The organism is Amycolatopsis sp. NPDC024027, from assembly GCF_040638975.1.
Lineage (GTDB): Bacteria > Actinomycetota > Actinomycetes > Mycobacteriales > Pseudonocardiaceae > Amycolatopsis.
Genome location: NZ_JBEZYY010000007.1, coordinates 424,902 through 439,961 on the forward strand (window position 1 = coordinate 424,902; position 15,060 = coordinate 439,961).

A 15,060-nucleotide genomic window follows, 5' to 3' on the forward strand; every position below is an offset into this window, starting at 1 on the left:
CGTAAAAAGTCAAGTTCTCTGCAGTTGTCCGGTGTCACCGTAAGAGACGGGATTTGATCGCGGTGAACGTGAAGAAGATTGCGGGCCTCGCCGGTATCGCGTTGGTGCTGTTCTTCGTCATCGCCCAGCCTGGGCAGGCCGCCGGCCTCGTCGGCAACATCATCGAATTCCTCCGCAGCTCGGCCGAATCGGTGATCACCTTCGTCAGCAACGTGTTCAAGGGCTGATCGGGGGCTACCCTCGAACCATGTTCGCGCCACGCGACCCCGACGAGTACCTCCTCGACACCGAGCGGCGGGTCATCCGGATCCGCCGCCACTGGGCGGTGCTGCTCTGGGACACCTTCGAGGCGGCCGCGCTGCTGGCCGTCTGCGTGCTGGTGTCCTACCTGCTGCCACCGGCGCTGTACATCGGCCAGAACATCCTCTGGTACGTGGCGCTGCTCGTCGTGCTCCGGTTCGCCTACGTGGTGATGGAGTGGTGGGTCGAGCGCCTGGTGGTCACCGACAAGCGGTTCGTCATGACCACCGGGGTGTTCACCACCAAGGTGCTGATGATGCCGATCAGCAAGGTCACCGACCTCAGCTACGTCCGCACGGCCACCGGCCGCATGATGGGCTACGGCACGATGGTGGTCGAGTCGGCCGGTCAGATCCAGGCGCTGAACAAGATCGACTTCCTGCCGCGGCCCGAAGAGTTCTACGACACGATCTCCGAGCTGGTCTTCGGTGACAAGCAGAAGCAGGCCGAACGCTTCTCCATGATCAAGGCCCAGCGGGCCGCCCGGGGCAAGAAGCCGGTCGGGTGACGTGCGCCGGGGTGTCCCGGCCGCACTGTGACGCACCGCATCGTCGACAATGGACACGATGCGCATCGACCTGCACGCCCACTCCACCGCTTCCGACGGCACCGACACGCCGGCCGGGCTCGTCGCCGCGGCCGCGAAAGCCGGGCTCGACGTCGTCGCGATCACCGACCACGACACCACCGCGGGCTGGGCGCCCGCCTCCGAAGCGGTGTCACCCGGCCTGACGCTGGTCCCCGGCGCCGAGCTCTCCACGGTGTCGACCGACCCCGAGACCGGCCGGCAAATCAGCGTCCACCTGCTCGCCTACCTCTTCGACCCGACGTCCGAGCCCGTCGTCACCGAGCAGACCCGGCTGCGGCTCGAGCGCCGCACGCGGCTGCGGCGGATGGCCGAGCGGATGGCCGCCGACGGCCTCCCGATCGACATCGACGAGATCTTCGGCCTGCTGCCCGAGGACTCCCCGCCCGGGCGCCCCCACCTGGCCCAGGCGCTGGTCCGGGCCGGGCTGGTCAAGTCCGTCGACGAGGCCTTCGCCGACTACCTCGGCCCCCGCCGCGGCTACTACGTCGCCCGGCGCGACACGCCGGTCGAAGAGGCCATCGACATGATCGCCGCGGCCGGCGGCGTCACGGTCGTCGCGCATCCCTTCGCCTTCAGCCGCGGCGCCACCATCAGCGAGGACACCCTCGCCGGGCTGGCCGCGCGCGGGCTCACCGGCGTCGAGGCCGACCACCCGAACCACGACGCGCCGACGCGGGCCCGCACCCGCGAGCTGGCCGCCGAGCTCGGGCTCGTCTTCACCGGGTCCAGCGACTACCACGGCACCAACAAGACGATCGCGCTCGGCGAGTGCACGACCGATCCCGGGCAGTTCGAAGAGCTCGCTTCGCGCGCCACGGGGTTCCAGGTCGTGAAGGGCTGACAGGGCGCTCTTCGATGCGAAACTGTTCATGAGTGCGACGATCACCCTGATCGTCATCATGGACCCGCCCGGCACGGTGCCGGTGTTCCTCAGCCTCGTCGGCCGGAAGCCGATGGCGACCCGGGCGCGCGCCGCCCGGCAGGCCGTCCTGGTGTCACTGCTGGTCATCAGCCTGTTCGCGGTCGCGGGCCAGGCGATCCTGGCCTACCTCGGCATCGGCATCCCCGCGCTGCAGGGCGCGGGCGGCCTGCTGCTCCTGCTGATCGCCCTGCAGCTGCTCACCAGCAACGGCCACGAGCCCGAGGCGGCGGCCGAGGACGTCAACGTCGCCCTCGTGCCGCTCGGCACCCCGCTGCTGGCCGGGCCCGGCGCGATCGCCGCGACCATCGTGTTCGTCCGGCAGGCCGACGGGCACATCGGCGCGTACATCGCCCTGGCGCTCGCGATCGTCACCACCCACTTCGTCATCTACCTCTGCATGCGGTACTCCGGTCTCGTCATCCGGCTGATCAAGGAAAGCGGCATCACGCTGCTGGCCAAGGTGGCCGGCCTGCTGCTCGCGGCCATCGCCGTGGAGCTCGTCGCGAACTCCGTCCGCGGGTTCATCGCCGGCGGGAACTGACCCGCCACCCGGGTTGTCCTGCCGGACAGGATGCGCCCGGTTCGTTGACATCGTTGGCACCGCTATCGCAGATTGAAGCTCAGCTCAGCGTTTGAAACGATTCAACGCCTTGCGGAGGCCTCGATGAAGTGGCTCAGAGCAGTCCTGCCGGTCGCGGTGCTGGTGGCGAGCGGCGTGGTCGCCGCGCCCGCCGACGCCGCGCCCGGCTGGCAAAAGTACGTCGTCGCACCGGCGAGCCGGGATGTCCGGCCGGCGAAGGTGCTGTCCACCACCGGAGACGTCGTGAACCCGAACGGCTTGCTCGGCCGCGGTGTCGCCGTGCTGAAGCGGCAGGCGCCGCCGCCGAAGCCGGTGTGGCCCGCGGGCACCACCGCGGCCGCGTCGTCGTTCCACGCGCCGAACAACGGCGGCAACGGGCAGCCCCGGACCTACGACCCCGGCAACGCCGTCGACGGCAACACCGAGACGTTCTGGAACGACGACACGATCGGCGGCTACCCCGACGTCCTGACGATCACCGCGGGCGCGCCGGTCACGCTGCCGGGCGTCACCGTCCTGTCCAATGTGGACGGCGTGCCGCAGGACTTCACGGTCGAGGTGCTGGACGCGGGCGCGTGGCGGGTGGTGGCCACGGTCAGCGGCAACACGGCGGTGCAGCGGGCGGTCACCTTCGACCGGCCGGTGCCGGCCGCGCAGGTCCGGATCACCGTGACCAAGGACCAGAACACCCCGTCCGGCGAGTTCAGCCGTGTCGCCGAGGTGTGGCCCGGCGTGGTCGCCGATCCGCCCGTGCCGACCGCCGTCGTCGACTTCGGCCAGGTCGTCGCGGGGTACCCGAAGATCGCGTTCGCGGGCGCGTCGGCGAACCGGCCCGGCGTGCGGCTGGCGTTCTCGGAGACCCTCCAGTACCTGGGCGAACGCTCCGACTTCACCCGCTCGGACTTTTCCGGCGGGCCGGGCACGGACCAGTACGCCGTCCCCGCGGCGCCGACGGTCTGGCGGGATACCAAGGGCTGCGCTTCGGGGACGCAGGTGTGCGCGGACGGCCTGCACGGCTTCCGCTACCTGCGGATCAGCCTCGACGCGCTGGCGTCGGACGCGCCGTTGGCCCAGCCGTCCGGCGAGGTGCGGATCAGCGGCGTCTCGCTCGGGTTCACGCCGTTCCTCGGCACGCCGTCGACCTACCGCGGCTGGTTCGAGTCGTCCGACGAAGACCTCAACAAGTACTGGTACGCGGCGTCCTACACGAACGAGCTGGGCATGGACACCTTCCGGGAGTCCGATGTGGACCCCCGGGGCGCGTTCTCACCGTCGCTGGACGGGAAGCTGGTGCTGCACGACGGCGCGAAGCGCGACCGGGACCCGTACGTCGGCGACGTCGCGGTGTCCGGCCTGACGCAGTACCTGACGCACCAGGACGGCACGGCGGCGCGCAACGTCCTCGCCGACCTGGCCGACCACCAGCGCGCGGACGGCTGGATCCCGCCCGCGTCGATCAACAACTACACGCTGCCGCTGTTCGACTATCCGCTCTGGTGGGTGACCTCGAGCTGGGACTACGTCCTCTACTCCGGCGACACCGCGTACGCGGCTTCGTACTACTCGCACCTCGTGAAGGCGCTCGACAGCTGGTATCCGTCGGTGACCGATTCGCGCGGGTTGCTCGCGAAGGGCCTCAACGGCACCGGCGGCTACGGCGACTACGCCTTCCTGCCGCGTACGGGCGAGGTGACGTACTACAACGCGTTGTACGTCCGGGCGCTTCAAGGCGCGGCCGGCCTGGCGCGCGCGACGGGGCACCCAGCCGACGCGGATCGGTGGCTTTCGCGGGCTTCGGGCGTCTCGGCGGCGGTGAACCAGTACCTGTGGGACCCGGCGGCGGGCGCGTACCTCGACTCCGCGACGGGCGCGGTGCGCCACGGCCAGGACGGCAACAGCCACGCGATCCTCGCCGGGATCGCTTCGCCCGCGCAGGCCACTTCGGCGCTGGCTCGGCTTGCGGCGGGGGCGTTGCCGTACGGGAACCCGTTCATGGACAACGACACCTTGGTCGGCGACGGCACGAAGCGCGTGTACGCGTTCACGTCGTTCCCCGAGCTGCAGGCGAGGTTCCGGACGGGGCAGACGGCGTCCGCGATCGACCAGATCAAGCGGATGTACGGCTGGATGGCCACGCACGACCCGGGCATCACGGCGTGGGAGGGCATCGGCGAGGGCGGTTCGCACTACGAGCAGGGGTACACCTCGGCCGCGCACGGCTGGTCGACCGGGGTCGTGCCCGCCCTGACGAACGATCTGCTGGGCGTCTCGCCGACGTCGCCGGGCTTCGCGACCTGGACGGTTTCGCCGCACCCGGGCGCGGTCTCGTGGGTGCGGGGAGCGGTGCCGACGCCGAAGGGCGCGTTGTCGGCTTCGTGGTCTCAGCAGGGTTCGGTGTTCTCGTTGACGGTTTCCGCGCCGCGGGGGACGTCCGGGTCGCTGGTGGTCCCCGGTGGCCGGTTGGTGCTGCTGGACGGGCGTCCGCTTCGCGCGGCGGGTCCGCTGACCGTTTCCGGCGGGACGCACACGGTGCTCGTCGTGCGGTGAACCGGCTTTCCGCGCGGGGCCGCTCGCCCCGCGCGGAAAGTGGCTGTGACATCTGGGGCTTCGCCCCAGGTCGGGGGCTCCGCCACCCGAACCCCCGAAAAAAGTGTCAGTGGTGGTGCGTAGCGTGGGCGCGGTGAAGGACCAGATGGGCTTCGACTTCGGCGTCGCGCAACCGGTGCGGCTCACGAAGGTCTCGCCGGCACGGCTGGCGACCTTCGACGACTGCCCGCGCCGGTACAGGCTCGCGTACCTCGAACGGCCGACCCCGCAGCGCACCGGGCCGTGGGCGCACAGCACGCTGGGTGCGGTGGTGCACAACGCGCTGCGGGCGCTGTTCGACCTGCCCGTGCTCAAGCGGGTGCCGCAGCGCGCGGTGGCGCTGGTGGCCGAGTTCTGGAAGGACGCGGGCTTCGAGACCGAAGAGCAGGCGGCGCGCTACCGGGCACGGGCCAAGGGGTGGGTGGCGGAGTACGTCGAGGACAACGACGTCTCGCACGACCCGGTGGGGCTGGAGCGGTGGGTGTCGGCGCCGGTCAGCGGGACGCCGGGGGAGCGGCCGTCGATGATCATCGAGGGCCGCACGGACCGGATCGACGCGCGTGACGGCTCGCTGGTGATCGTCGACTACAAGACGGGCCGCCGGCCGCCGGACGAGTACGAGGCCCGGGCGTCGCAAGCACTTGCGCTGTACGCGGTGGCGGCGGCCCGGACGTTGCGGATGCCGTGCACGGCGGTGGAGCTGCACCACCTGCCGACGGGCACGATCGCGGCGGCGGAGCACACCCCGGAGAGCTTGCAGCGGCACCTGCAGCGCGCGGAAGAGACCGCCGGAGACCTGCGCCTGGCCACGGATACCCTGGACGCGGGCGGCGACGGGGACGTGTTGTTCCCGCCTCGCCCGGACCGCCGCTGCGCCTGGTGCGACTTCAGGCCGAGCTGCGCGGCGGGCCAGGAAGCGGCCCCGCAGGCGCAGCCGTGGGACCTGCTCGCGCCCTGAACGGGAGGGAACGTGGCTTCACCGGACACCGACGAACTGGCGACAGTGCCGTTGCCCGCGGGACAGCCCGAAGCCGGGCAGGTGCCGGCGCGCAGGGCCGCGCCGGAGCCGCGGGGCGAGGCCGGAGCGGTGCGGCCGGAGGGGACCGAGGTGGCGCCGCGCGAGGCTGCGGGCGCCGGACCCGGAGGACTTCGCCAGGGTGCGGGCGCTCACCCTGCGGCACTTGACGAGGCTGCGGGCGCCGGACCCGGGGAATTTCGCGAGGGTGCGGGCGCTCGACCTGGGGCACTTCGCCAGGCTGCGGGCGCCCGACCCGAGGCACTTGACGAGGCTGCGGGCGCCCGATCCGGGGAACTTCGCGGGGTTGCGGCCGCTCAGCCTGGGGCACTTGACGAGGCTGCGGGCGCCGGACCCGGGGAATTTCACGAGGCTGCGGGCGCCGGACCCGGGGAACTTCGCGAGGTGGCGGCCACCCGACCTGAGGCACTTCGCGAGCCCGCGGGCGCCGGATCCGAGGCACTCGGTGCGGCCGACGAGCCGACCGTAGAGCAGGAGCGAGTCGCCCCTGAGCGGATCGAGCCGGAGGCTACCGCGCCTGCGGCTACCGCCCCGGAGGTCGAGGCGAGCGCGCCGACCGAGCCCGCGAAAGACCGTGGCCGCTGGTGGCGTGGGTTCACCGGCTCCCTGGCGGCCGGGCTCACGGTCCTCGCGATCGGCGTGCTCGCGGTGGCGGGCATCTGCCTGTTCACGGGAGCCCCGGGCCCCGGCGCAACCCTGCTGGTCGGCCACCCGGTGGCGGCGGTGCTGGCCCTGCTGGCTCAGCGAGTCGCCGACCGCCGCACCGGCCCTCCGGCAGCAGGAGCAGGCGTGGCGGTGGTCCTGTTCACGGTCTCCGCCCTGACCCTCTTCTGGCTCACCTGACCCGCACCCGCCCCAAACCCGCGAGTCCCGCCTCCCCGCACGCGACCGGAACTCGCGTGACTGAGCCCGGATCTCGTGCGACCGCAGGCGGATCTTGCGTGATCAGGCGGTCATCATGCGTGACTGGAGAGCCATCTCGCGTGATTGGAGGGTCATCACGCGGGGCGGGCTACTTCAGGGCGGTGAGCGTGGGGCCGCGCTGCTCGAGCAGGACCGGGCCGGCCGCGCTCAGCCGGACCGCTCCCGGGTAGCCGCGGCGCTCGACGCCCACCGTGCGGATCGTGGATCCGTCGTTCTCGTTCAGCACCGCCAAGCCGCCCTTGATGGGGACCACCAGCTGCTGGGCGTACGTGACTCCCGGGCCCAGTGCGCTGCTCAGCGTCCAGCGCGGCGACAGGTCGTCGCGGGACAGGGCCACCACCTTGGACCCGCTGAACCAGTACATGTTCGCCGCCGTCTGGGTTGTTGCCTCGACTCCGGACGGCGGGTCGGCCACCAGGTCTCCCGCCGGGACGTCCAGCGGGTACGCCGCGCGCTGGGTGCCGTCGCCGTTGAACGTCACCAGGAGCTTCTGGTCCGGGAGGACCACCGCCGTCAGGTCGCCCGACATCGCGATCACGCGGGCGCGCTTGCCCGCCAGCACCGAACTGAAGCTGACCTGCGGCTCGTCGTCCTTCTCCGGGGTCGCCTTGTACACCGTCAGGCGGTCGGCCGGGTCACCCGGGCAGCGCTCGATCACGCCGATCTTGCCCGACGCCGCCGCGACCGTGCCGTACGTGCAGCCGGTGCGGGGCTGTTTGCCCGCGTTGACCAGCGCCGGGACCTGGCCGTACTCGGCGCTCTGGACCAGGTCGTCGCGCCAGGTCGTGAGGAGCGTCTTGCCCGTGGCGGTCACGTGGGAGCCGTCGTCGATCAGCTGGGTGCCCAGCTCCGCGTTGCCGTTGCGCTGCGCCGTGATCCGGCCCGTGGCCGGGTCCAGCTGCGTGACCTCGCTGCAGTTGCGGCTCTTGTGGTAGACGGCGTTCAGCCGCCCCCACACCTGGTCCAGCGTGCACAACGGCAGGTCACGCGAGTAGTGCCAGCGGATCTGCCCGGTCAGCGGGTCGCGGGTGGTGACCTCGCCGCCGTCCGCCGTGGCCACCGATTCGCCGGCCACGACCGGGACCGGCGTCGCGCCGCTGGGGGCGCTCCAGATCTCGGAGAGGGATCCCGGCACCTTGTCCGGGGCCGCGGGCAACGCCGGAGGTGGCGCCGCCTCGGTCCGGTCGGTGGCCGCGCTGTCGCTCGTCGTGCCGATCACCAGCGCGACGGCGACCACGGCCACCGCGATCAGGGCGGCGACCACCCTGTCCCGCCCGCGGTTCCAAGGCGAACGACGCGCCTTGACCCGCGGGGCGGGCGGAGTGCTCTCGGGAGCGTCTTCGAGTACGTCCTCGGACCCGTAGGCAGGCGTCTCTTCAGCCGCCTTCTCGACGTCGCTCACGTACCCGAACCCCCGATGGAGAAGCCTCAGTCTGCCGAAGCAGGTGTATCAGAAGTCGCGGCCGGACGGCGACGGCGGCGGCGGCGAGCCGGCCGCTCGGCGTTCTCGCCGGCCTCCTTTTCGCCGGCCGGGCCGGTCGCCTCCGGGGCGTTGCCGCTGCGGGTGCGGCGGCGGCTCCGGGTGCGGCCCTCCGACGCGGGTGCCTCGGCGTCCGGCGAAGCGGACGCGGCGGCGTTGTCCGCGGCCTCGACCGCTTCGGCCGCCCGCGAGCCACCGCGGGTCCGCTTGCGCGGGGTCCGGGAGCGCTTGCGCGGCGCGTCCTCCTCCGGCGCGGCGGCGGTCTCGCCGGTCCGGCCACGGCCACGGCCGCGCTTCTTGCCGCCCAGGTCCTCTTCCTCCTCGGCGGCCAGGCCCGCGCGGGTGCGGTTGGCCAGCGGCAGCCGGCCCTTCGTGCCCTCGGGGATGCCCAGGTCCTCGAACAGGTGCGGCGACGACGAGTACGTCTCCACCGGCTCCGGCTTGTCGAGGCCGAGGGTGTCCGAGATCAGCTTCCAGCGCGGCATCTCGTCCCAGTCGACGAGGGTGACGGCGACGCCGGTCCGGCCCGCGCGGCCGGTGCGGCCGATGCGGTGGACGTAGGTCTTCTCGTCGTCCGGGCACTGGTAGTTGATGACGTGGGTGACGTCGTCGATGTCGATGCCGCGGGCCGCGACGTCGGTCGCGACCAGGACGTCGACCTTGCCGGAGCGGAACGCGCGCAGGGCCTGCTCGCGGGCGCCCTGGCCCAGGTCACCGTGCACGGCGGCGGCCGCGAAGCCGCGCTCGACCAGGTCGTCGGCCACCTTCTGCGCGGTGCGCTTGGTGCGGCTGAAGATCATCGTCAGGCCGCGGTCCTCCGCCTGCAGGACGCGGGCGATGACCTCGGGCTTGTCCATCGAGTGCGCCCGGTAGACGAACTGGGTGGTGCGCTCGTGGATCGCGCTCGCGTCGTTCTCTTCGGCGCGGATGTGCGTCGGCTGGCGCAGGAACGTGCGGGCCAGCGTGATGATCGGGCCCGGCATGGTGGCCGAGAACAGCATGGTCTGCCGCTCGTCCGGCACCATCCGGAGGATGCGCTCGATGTCGGGCAGGAAGCCCAGGTCGAGCATCTCGTCGGCCTCGTCCAGGACCAGGCCGCGGACCTTGCCGAGCACCAGGTGCTGCTGCTCGGCCAGGTCGAGCAGGCGGCCCGGGGTGCCGATCACGACGTCGATGCCCTTGCGGAGGGCCTCGATCTGCGGCTCGTAGGGCCGGCCGCCGTAGATGGCCAGGGTGCGGATGCCCAGGTGCTTGCCGGCGCCCTTGAGGTCGTTGGCGACCTGGATGCACAGCTCGCGGGTGGGCACCACGACCAGCACCTGCGGGGTGCCGTCGCCGGGGACCTGCACGCGGTGCAGCAGCGGGACGCCGAAGCCCAGCGTCTTGCCCATGCCGGTGCGGGCCTGGCCGATGAGGTCGTCGCCGGCCATCGCCAGCGGCAGGGTGAGTTCCTGGATCGCGAAGGTGCGCTCGATGCCGGCCTCGCCGAGGGCCTTGACGATCTCCGGCTTGACGCCGAAGGACGCGAAGGTCGGGGCTTCGGGCTCGACCTCGACGCCCGCCTGCAGCGGGTGCGAGGTGTCGAGCGCGGCCGGGCCGGTCTCGCTGTGCTCCAGCGCGACGGCGGGGGGCTGTTCGGTTGTGGAAATTTCTGCGGTCAGGGTGATCGCCTCTCTCGTGACCAGCGCGCACAGCCGTGGGTCCGCTCGACACTCGACCGGGAGTAAACCCTGGTCCCTGGCGCTGATCTTCAAGCGCGGAACCGGTCCGTCCCGGGAATGCCGGAAGAGGCGTGCACGCACATTGCAGTACGTCGGCAAGCCGCGTGACCTGCCTGTTCCCGTCGCCGGTATGGCGTACGGAAGCTTGTTATCGCACGCCAGTGTACCTGGTCAGCAGTTTTTCGACAGTACCCGGCGCGCCGGAACCAGTGTGATCGGTCTCGTCCCGCCACGCCCGGGTGCTTCGGCGATACCCTGCCCCCGTGACCGAGCCCAAAGAGATCTCCGAAGGCGTAGTAGACCTTCTGGGTGTGATCGCCTACCTCGAACTGTCCGCGTTCGACCGGCTGGCGGAAGACGCGCGCAGCGCCCCCACGCTGGCCGGCCGGGCCGCGCTGGCGACCATGGCGGCCGCCGAGATCGGTCACTACGGGCTGCTCGCCCAGCACCTGGCGGCCCACGACGTCAAGATCGAAGACGCGATGACGCCGTTCGTCGCCCAGGTCGACGCCTGGCACGCGTCGACGCCCCCGAAGTCGTGGCTCGAGTCGCTGGTCAAGGCCTACGTCGGGGACGGATTGGCCGCCGACCTCTACCGGGAGATCGCCAGCTGGCTCGACCCGGAGACCAAGGACCTGGTGCTGACCGTGCTGGCCGACACCGGCCACTCGGCCTTCGCCGAACGCGAGGTCGCGGCCGGCATCGAGGCCGACCCCAAGAGCCGCGACAAGCTCGCCCTGTGGGGCCGCCGCCTGCTCGGCGAGGCACTGACCCAGGCCCAGTACGTCGTCGCCGAGCGCGACGGGCTGGCCGAGCTCATCATCGGCGGCTCGGGCGACCTCTCCGGAATTGCCGCGCTGTTCCGGCGGTTGCAACAAGGGCACACGAAGCGCATGCAGGCGCTCGGCCTGGGCTGAACCCGATGGAGTACCCGGAAGTGACGACGCGGTCGGGCGCGGACATGCGCCACCGGAACGAGCCGGTTCGGTTAGCCTTGGCCGGCACATCCCTTACGAATTTCCAGCGGAGGTCCCACGTGGAGGTCAAGATCGGCATCAAGGACACGCCGCGCGAGCTGGTGGTGTCCAGTGGCCAGTCTCCCGAAGAGGTGGAGAAGCTGGTCGCCGAGGCCCTGACGGCCGGTGACGGGCTCTTCCGCATCAACGACGAGAAGGGGCGCAAGTACATCGTCCCCTCCGACCGCATCGCGTACGTCGAGATCGCCCCCTCCGACGTCCGCAAGGTCGGCTTCGGCGTCGGCGACTGACCCACCAGCCCGCAAGAGCCACCTCGGGACGTTCCCGGGGTGGCTCTTCGCGTGCCCGGAGGTTTCACCGGATTGTGGTGTTCTGCTTGGAGTGTCGCTTTTCCGCCGCCTAGCTTCGGCCGGTGACCACTCTCGAACCGACCGCCGTCGCGGATCTCGTGCGGAACACCCTCGCCGCGCACAAGTCGCTGTTCCTCGCCACTTCGGGCAGCACCGGGCCGTGGGTCGGCGGGGTGTACTTCGCCGAACGCGGCGAGTTCACCCTGGACCTCGTGCTCGAGGACCGCGGCCGGACGCTGGCCGCGATCCGGGAGAACCCGGTGGTCTCGGTCGTCGTCTCGACCGGCTCGCCGATGCAGCCGTTCCTGCAGGCCCAGGCGTTCGCCGAGCTCGTCGGCGGCGACGAGGACGCGCGGGTGCGCGAGCTGCTCGTCGCCAAGGTCCCGGAGGCCGCGGCGTTCCTGGGAGCACCGGTCACGGCGGTCCGGCTGACCGTGCCGAAGTGGCGGGCCACGGACATCGCGAACGGCGTGCTGCCCGGCGTGGAGCTGCCGGGACCGCGCCTGCCCTGACCCGCCGCGCGTAGTGGTCGCCGTGCGCGGCCGCTAGGCGTTCAGTTCCTCGAGCGTCGTCGGGACGTGGAACGGTGGCGTGCTCGTGCCCATGATCCGGTACCGGCCCCACGGGTCCGGGTCGGAAAGCTCGCCCGCGGCCGAATGCGAGCCCGTCTGGAGGGAGACGGCCTTCTTCTTGCCGCCCGCCAGGCGGGTCAGCTCCTCGTTCACCGCCACGCGGCCGTACCAGCGGTAATAGCCGTCGATCGGCTGGAAGTAGCCGCGCAGCTCGACCGTCACCGGCAGCGAAACGCCGTCGACCACCAGGGTGGCCGGACCGCGGTAACCGTCTTCGTCGTGCTCGCTCATGACGTTTCCTCCAACGACTCCGGGGCGCGGCCCAGCTGGACCACCTTGTTGGCTTCCAGGGGCAGGTTCGGGTCGATGACCACGCCGTTCTGGCGGGTCAGCCCGTCGATGGCCGCCCAGATGATCTGGGTCAGGTACTCGACGACCGCGTCGCGGCTCATCGAGCGGCGGTCCAGCCACCACTCGCCGGTGTTCTGGACCATGCCGACGATGCCGTGCGCCCACGGCTCGGCCGCACCGGAGTCCATGTTGAACATCCGCATGTAGTCGCCGAGCAGCGCGGTCAGCGCCGTCGCGATCAGTTCCTTGTCCTCGGCCACGACGTCCGACGACACCGGCTTCTCCGGTCGGCCGTGCGCCAGCAGCCGGTAGAGGTTTGGGTGCTCCTCGATCACGGTGAAGAACGCGTCGAGCGCCATCCGGATCCGCGGCACCGGGGCCAGTTCGGCGTTGATCGCCGGGATCAGCCGCTCGAAGAGGATTTCCGTGCCGCGCTGGCCGAGGGCCACGTACAGGTCGGCCTTGTCGTCGAAGTGCCGGTACAGCACCGGCTTGGTGACGCCGGCTTCCGCGGCGACGTCCTCCATGCCCAGGTCCGGGCCGTGCGTGTCGAGCGCCCGCAGGGCGGCCTCGACGAACTCCTTGCGCCGGGCGATCCGGTGCTTGCGCCAGCGGTCGCGCCGGGCGTCGCCGGTCGCCTCCTCGCCGCGGGAGGACCTGCTGGACGGCTTGCCGGAGCGCTTGACACGTTCGATCACGAGGGTCATGCTACGCACAGGTAACTGTTACCTCAAGTTACATGTCGCGGAAGGGGTGTCGGCGATGACGCGGACGCTGAAGGAACCGGATCGCGAAAAGACCGCGGACCGCCTGCTGAAGTCGTCGGCGAACAAGTTCTACGACCCCGACGTCGACATCGACTGGGCCGCGCCGCTGGTCGAGGGCAAGCGGTTCATCCTCGACGAGCGGTCCTCGCTCTACGGCACCGAGCTCTGGGAAAAACTGACCCCCGAGCAGCGCATCGAGCTGGGCAAGCACGAGGTCGCGAGCGTCGCCACCACCGGCCTGTGGTTCGAGATCCTCCTGATGCAGATGCTGCTCAAGGAGGTCTACGAGCAGGACCCGACGTCCGCGCACGCCCAGTTCGCGCTCACCGAAATCGCCGACGAATGCCGGCACTCGACGATGTTCGCGCGGATGGCGTCGCGGATCGGCTGCCCCGCCTACGGCCCGGTGCCGTGGCTGCGGCGCCTCGCGAAGCTCATGCCGACGATCTCCTACGGCCCGGCGCGCTACGGCGCGATCCTCGTCGCGGAGGAAGTGCTGGACCGGCTCCAGCGCGAGCAGATGAACGACGAAGGCGTCCAGCCGCTGGTCCGGATGGTCAACCGGATCCACGTCCTGGAAGAGGCCCGGCACGTCACCTTCGCCCGCGAAGAGGTCACGCGCGGCATGGCGAAGCTGTCGAAGGCCGAGATCGGCTACCAGCAGTTCATCATCGCGGTCATCTCGTACTTCGTGACGCGGGCGTTCATCAACCCGGACGTCTACAAGGCGGTCGGCATCCGGCCCCGCGACGGCGTCGAAGCGGCGCTGAACAACCCGCACTGGCAGGGCACGATCGCCTGGGCCGGGGAGAAGATCATGCCGTTCCTCGAGGAGTCCGGCCTGGTCGGGCTGCCCGGGAAGTACTTCTGGCGCAAGTCGTTCCTGCTCCCGGCGGGCCGATGACGACCGCGTCGCGGCTGCGGAACCCGTCGGTGGAGCACCGGTTCGTCGCGAGCGACGGCGCCGCGCTGCACGTCGAGCAGTCCGGGCCGGCCGATTCCGCGGTGACGCTGGTGCTGGTCCACGGCTGGACGCAGGACCACCGGACGTGGGACTTCGTGCTCCCGCACCTCGACCCCGGCCTGCGCGTGCTGCGCTACGACCTGCGCGGCCACGGCGGTTCGGCGCCGGCCCGGCGCGGCGACGCCACGATCGCCCGGCTCGCCGACGACCTCGCCGAGCTGATCGCCGACCGCGTCCCGGCGGGGCCGCTGGTGCTGGCCGGGCACTCGATGGGCGGCATGACGCTGATGGTGCTCGCCGAACGGCACCCGGAACTGGTCGCCGACCGGCTGGCGGGCGCGGCGTTCGTCGCGACGTCGTCGGGGGACATGGACCAGCTGACACTGGGGTTCCCCGGGCTGGTCGGCCGGAGCGTGACGCGCTTCGAGCCGCGGGTCGCCCGGCTGCTGGCCCGGTTGCGGTCGGACACGCTGCGGCTGCGACCGGGACTGGTCCGCTCGGGTGCCCGGCGGCTGGTGTTCGGTGACCGGCCGGGGCGCGCGCAGGTGGACAGCGTCGTCGAGCAGCTGCTGTGCGCGCACCCGGCGAGCGCGGGGATGTTCCTGGACGCGATCGCGGCCCACCGCGGCGTCGGCGGCCTGGGCGCGTTGTGCGACGTGCCGTCGGTGGTGCTGGCGGGGGAGAAGGACCGGCTGTGCCCGCTGCCGCACGCGAAGGTGATCGCGGACGAGCTGCCGCACGCGGAGTTCGTCCGGTTCCCGGGCGCCGGGCACATGCTGCCGCAGGAACGCCCGTACGAAGTGGCCCGCCGCATTGCGGCCCTGGTCCGGGTGGCCGCCGGCTGATGCAGTGAATGACTCCTTGGGTTTTAACGTCGGGGGCGGTTGGGGCGACCCTGGTTGATCATGCAGGCAGCCCTTGGTTGATCCTTCTTCTTGTCT

17 protein-coding genes are annotated in these 15,060 nt (G+C 71.3%); 12 read left to right on the forward strand and 5 right to left on the reverse strand.

Features of this window, described 5'->3' with window-relative positions; all coding sequences use genetic code 11:
• Positions 1 to 62: 62 nt before the first annotated feature.
• The 6 genes from AB0F52_RS20815 (at position 63) to AB0F52_RS20840 (ending at position 5,935) form a co-directional block, all read left to right on the forward strand.
• The gene (locus AB0F52_RS20815) at positions 63 to 227 is read left to right on the forward strand and encodes a hypothetical protein (protein WP_199191129.1); all 165 of its coding nucleotides are present in this window, start codon (positions 63 to 65) and stop codon (positions 225 to 227) included.
• Between the two features lie 20 nt (positions 228 to 247).
• On the forward strand, positions 248 to 808 hold the full coding sequence (locus tag AB0F52_RS20820; protein WP_003095467.1) for a PH domain-containing protein: 561 nt from the start codon (positions 248 to 250) through the stop codon (positions 806 to 808).
• Between the two features lie 49 nt (positions 809 to 857).
• Entirely contained in the window at positions 858 to 1,730 is an 873-nt protein-coding gene (locus AB0F52_RS20825) for a PHP domain-containing protein (protein ID WP_360173148.1), read from the forward strand.
• A gap of 28 nt (positions 1,731 to 1,758) precedes the next feature.
• Positions 1,759 to 2,352, forward strand: coding sequence for a MarC family protein (locus AB0F52_RS20830; protein ID WP_360173151.1), 594 nt, complete (start codon positions 1,759 to 1,761; stop codon positions 2,350 to 2,352).
• Between the two features lie 123 nt (positions 2,353 to 2,475).
• Positions 2,476 to 4,938 carry an alpha-L-rhamnosidase C-terminal domain-containing protein gene (locus tag AB0F52_RS20835; RefSeq protein ID WP_360173154.1) on the forward strand — a complete coding sequence of 821 codons (2,463 nt, stop codon included), beginning with the start codon at positions 2,476 to 2,478 and terminating at the stop codon, positions 4,936 to 4,938.
• 145 nt (positions 4,939 to 5,083) lie between these two features.
• Complete coding sequence (locus AB0F52_RS20840) at positions 5,084 to 5,935, forward strand: PD-(D/E)XK nuclease family protein (RefSeq protein WP_360173238.1); 852 nt, start codon at positions 5,084 to 5,086, stop codon at positions 5,933 to 5,935.
• Positions 5,936 to 5,953: 18 nt separating this feature from the next.
• Here AB0F52_RS20840 and AB0F52_RS20845 read toward each other — a convergent pair whose 3' ends face one another.
• Complete coding sequence (locus AB0F52_RS20845) at positions 5,954 to 6,148, reverse strand: hypothetical protein (protein ID WP_360173157.1); 195 nt, start codon at positions 6,146 to 6,148, stop codon at positions 5,954 to 5,956.
• Between the two features lie 249 nt (positions 6,149 to 6,397).
• On the opposite strand from AB0F52_RS20845, the gene AB0F52_RS20850 reads away from it, so the two are divergent.
• The gene (locus AB0F52_RS20850; protein ID WP_360173160.1) at positions 6,398 to 6,856 is read left to right on the forward strand and encodes a hypothetical protein; all 459 of its coding nucleotides are present in this window, start codon (positions 6,398 to 6,400) and stop codon (positions 6,854 to 6,856) included.
• Positions 6,857 to 7,025: 169 nt separating this feature from the next.
• Here AB0F52_RS20850 and AB0F52_RS20855 read toward each other — a convergent pair whose 3' ends face one another.
• Positions 7,026 to 8,339 carry a hypothetical protein gene (locus AB0F52_RS20855; protein ID WP_360173163.1) on the reverse strand — a complete coding sequence of 438 codons (1,314 nt, stop codon included), beginning with the start codon at positions 8,337 to 8,339 and terminating at the stop codon, positions 7,026 to 7,028.
• 26 nt (positions 8,340 to 8,365) lie between these two features.
• Positions 8,366 to 10,171, reverse strand: coding sequence for a DEAD/DEAH box helicase (locus tag AB0F52_RS20860; protein ID WP_360173166.1), 1,806 nt, complete (start codon positions 10,169 to 10,171; stop codon positions 8,366 to 8,368).
• Positions 10,172 to 10,401: 230 nt separating this feature from the next.
• Between AB0F52_RS20860 and AB0F52_RS20865 the strand changes: the two genes are divergently transcribed.
• The 3 genes from AB0F52_RS20865 to AB0F52_RS20875 all read left to right on the forward strand — a co-directional run bounded on the left by AB0F52_RS20865 (position 10,402) and on the right by AB0F52_RS20875 (position 11,977).
• Positions 10,402 to 11,055, forward strand: a complete 654-nt coding sequence (locus AB0F52_RS20865; RefSeq protein ID WP_360173169.1) for a ferritin-like fold-containing protein — start codon at positions 10,402 to 10,404, stop codon at positions 11,053 to 11,055.
• A gap of 119 nt (positions 11,056 to 11,174) precedes the next feature.
• Complete coding sequence (locus AB0F52_RS20870) at positions 11,175 to 11,405, forward strand: DUF3107 domain-containing protein (protein ID WP_013223016.1); 231 nt, start codon at positions 11,175 to 11,177, stop codon at positions 11,403 to 11,405.
• Positions 11,406 to 11,527: 122 nt separating this feature from the next.
• Positions 11,528 to 11,977 carry a pyridoxamine 5'-phosphate oxidase family protein gene (locus AB0F52_RS20875; protein WP_360173173.1) on the forward strand — a complete coding sequence of 150 codons (450 nt, stop codon included), beginning with the start codon at positions 11,528 to 11,530 and terminating at the stop codon, positions 11,975 to 11,977.
• A gap of 33 nt (positions 11,978 to 12,010) precedes the next feature.
• Here the strand turns inward: AB0F52_RS20875 and AB0F52_RS20880 are convergent, their stop codons facing one another.
• Together AB0F52_RS20880 and AB0F52_RS20885 are read right to left on the reverse strand one after the other, a co-directional pair.
• Complete coding sequence (locus AB0F52_RS20880; protein ID WP_103336624.1) at positions 12,011 to 12,328, reverse strand: DUF4873 domain-containing protein; 318 nt, start codon at positions 12,326 to 12,328, stop codon at positions 12,011 to 12,013.
• Complete coding sequence (locus tag AB0F52_RS20885) at positions 12,325 to 13,095, reverse strand: TetR/AcrR family transcriptional regulator (protein ID WP_103336623.1); 771 nt, start codon at positions 13,093 to 13,095, stop codon at positions 12,325 to 12,327. The genes AB0F52_RS20880 and AB0F52_RS20885 overlap by 4 nt, the downstream gene beginning before the upstream one ends.
• Positions 13,096 to 13,150: 55 nt before the next feature.
• Between AB0F52_RS20885 and AB0F52_RS20890 the strand changes: the two genes are divergently transcribed.
• Both AB0F52_RS20890 and AB0F52_RS20895 read left to right on the forward strand, forming a co-directional pair.
• Positions 13,151 to 14,059, forward strand: a complete 909-nt coding sequence (locus AB0F52_RS20890) for a diiron oxygenase (RefSeq protein WP_199191127.1) — start codon at positions 13,151 to 13,153, stop codon at positions 14,057 to 14,059.
• Positions 14,056 to 14,964 carry an alpha/beta hydrolase gene (locus AB0F52_RS20895; RefSeq protein ID WP_360173178.1) on the forward strand — a complete coding sequence of 303 codons (909 nt, stop codon included), beginning with the start codon at positions 14,056 to 14,058 and terminating at the stop codon, positions 14,962 to 14,964. The genes AB0F52_RS20890 and AB0F52_RS20895 overlap by 4 nt, the downstream gene beginning before the upstream one ends.
• Positions 14,965 to 15,060 lie beyond the last annotated feature (96 nt).

What these genes read in the sequence shown, in the direction of transcription:
- AB0F52_RS20820 (WP_003095467.1), top strand. Translation starts at nt 248, where the DNA reads ATGTTCGCGCCACGCGACCCCGACGAGTACCTCCTCGACACCGAGCGG.
- AB0F52_RS20825 (WP_360173148.1), top strand. Translation starts at nt 858, where the DNA reads ATGGACACGATGCGCATCGACCTGCACGCCCACTCCACCGCTTCCGAC.
- AB0F52_RS20830 (WP_360173151.1), top strand. Translation starts at nt 1,759, where the DNA reads ATGAGTGCGACGATCACCCTGATCGTCATCATGGACCCGCCCGGCACG.
- AB0F52_RS20835 (WP_360173154.1), top strand. Translation starts at nt 2,476, where the DNA reads ATGAAGTGGCTCAGAGCAGTCCTGCCGGTCGCGGTGCTGGTGGCGAGC.
- AB0F52_RS20840 (WP_360173238.1), top strand. Translation starts at nt 5,084, where the DNA reads ATGGGCTTCGACTTCGGCGTCGCGCAACCGGTGCGGCTCACGAAGGTC.
- AB0F52_RS20880 (WP_103336624.1), bottom strand. Translation starts at nt 12,328, where the DNA reads ATGAGCGAGCACGACGAAGACGGTTACCGCGGTCCGGCCACCCTGGTG.
- AB0F52_RS20885 (WP_103336623.1), bottom strand. Translation starts at nt 13,095, where the DNA reads ATGACCCTCGTGATCGAACGTGTCAAGCGCTCCGGCAAGCCGTCCAGC.
- AB0F52_RS20890 (WP_199191127.1), top strand. Translation starts at nt 13,151, where the DNA reads ATGACGCGGACGCTGAAGGAACCGGATCGCGAAAAGACCGCGGACCGC.
- AB0F52_RS20895 (WP_360173178.1), top strand. Translation starts at nt 14,056, where the DNA reads ATGACGACCGCGTCGCGGCTGCGGAACCCGTCGGTGGAGCACCGGTTC.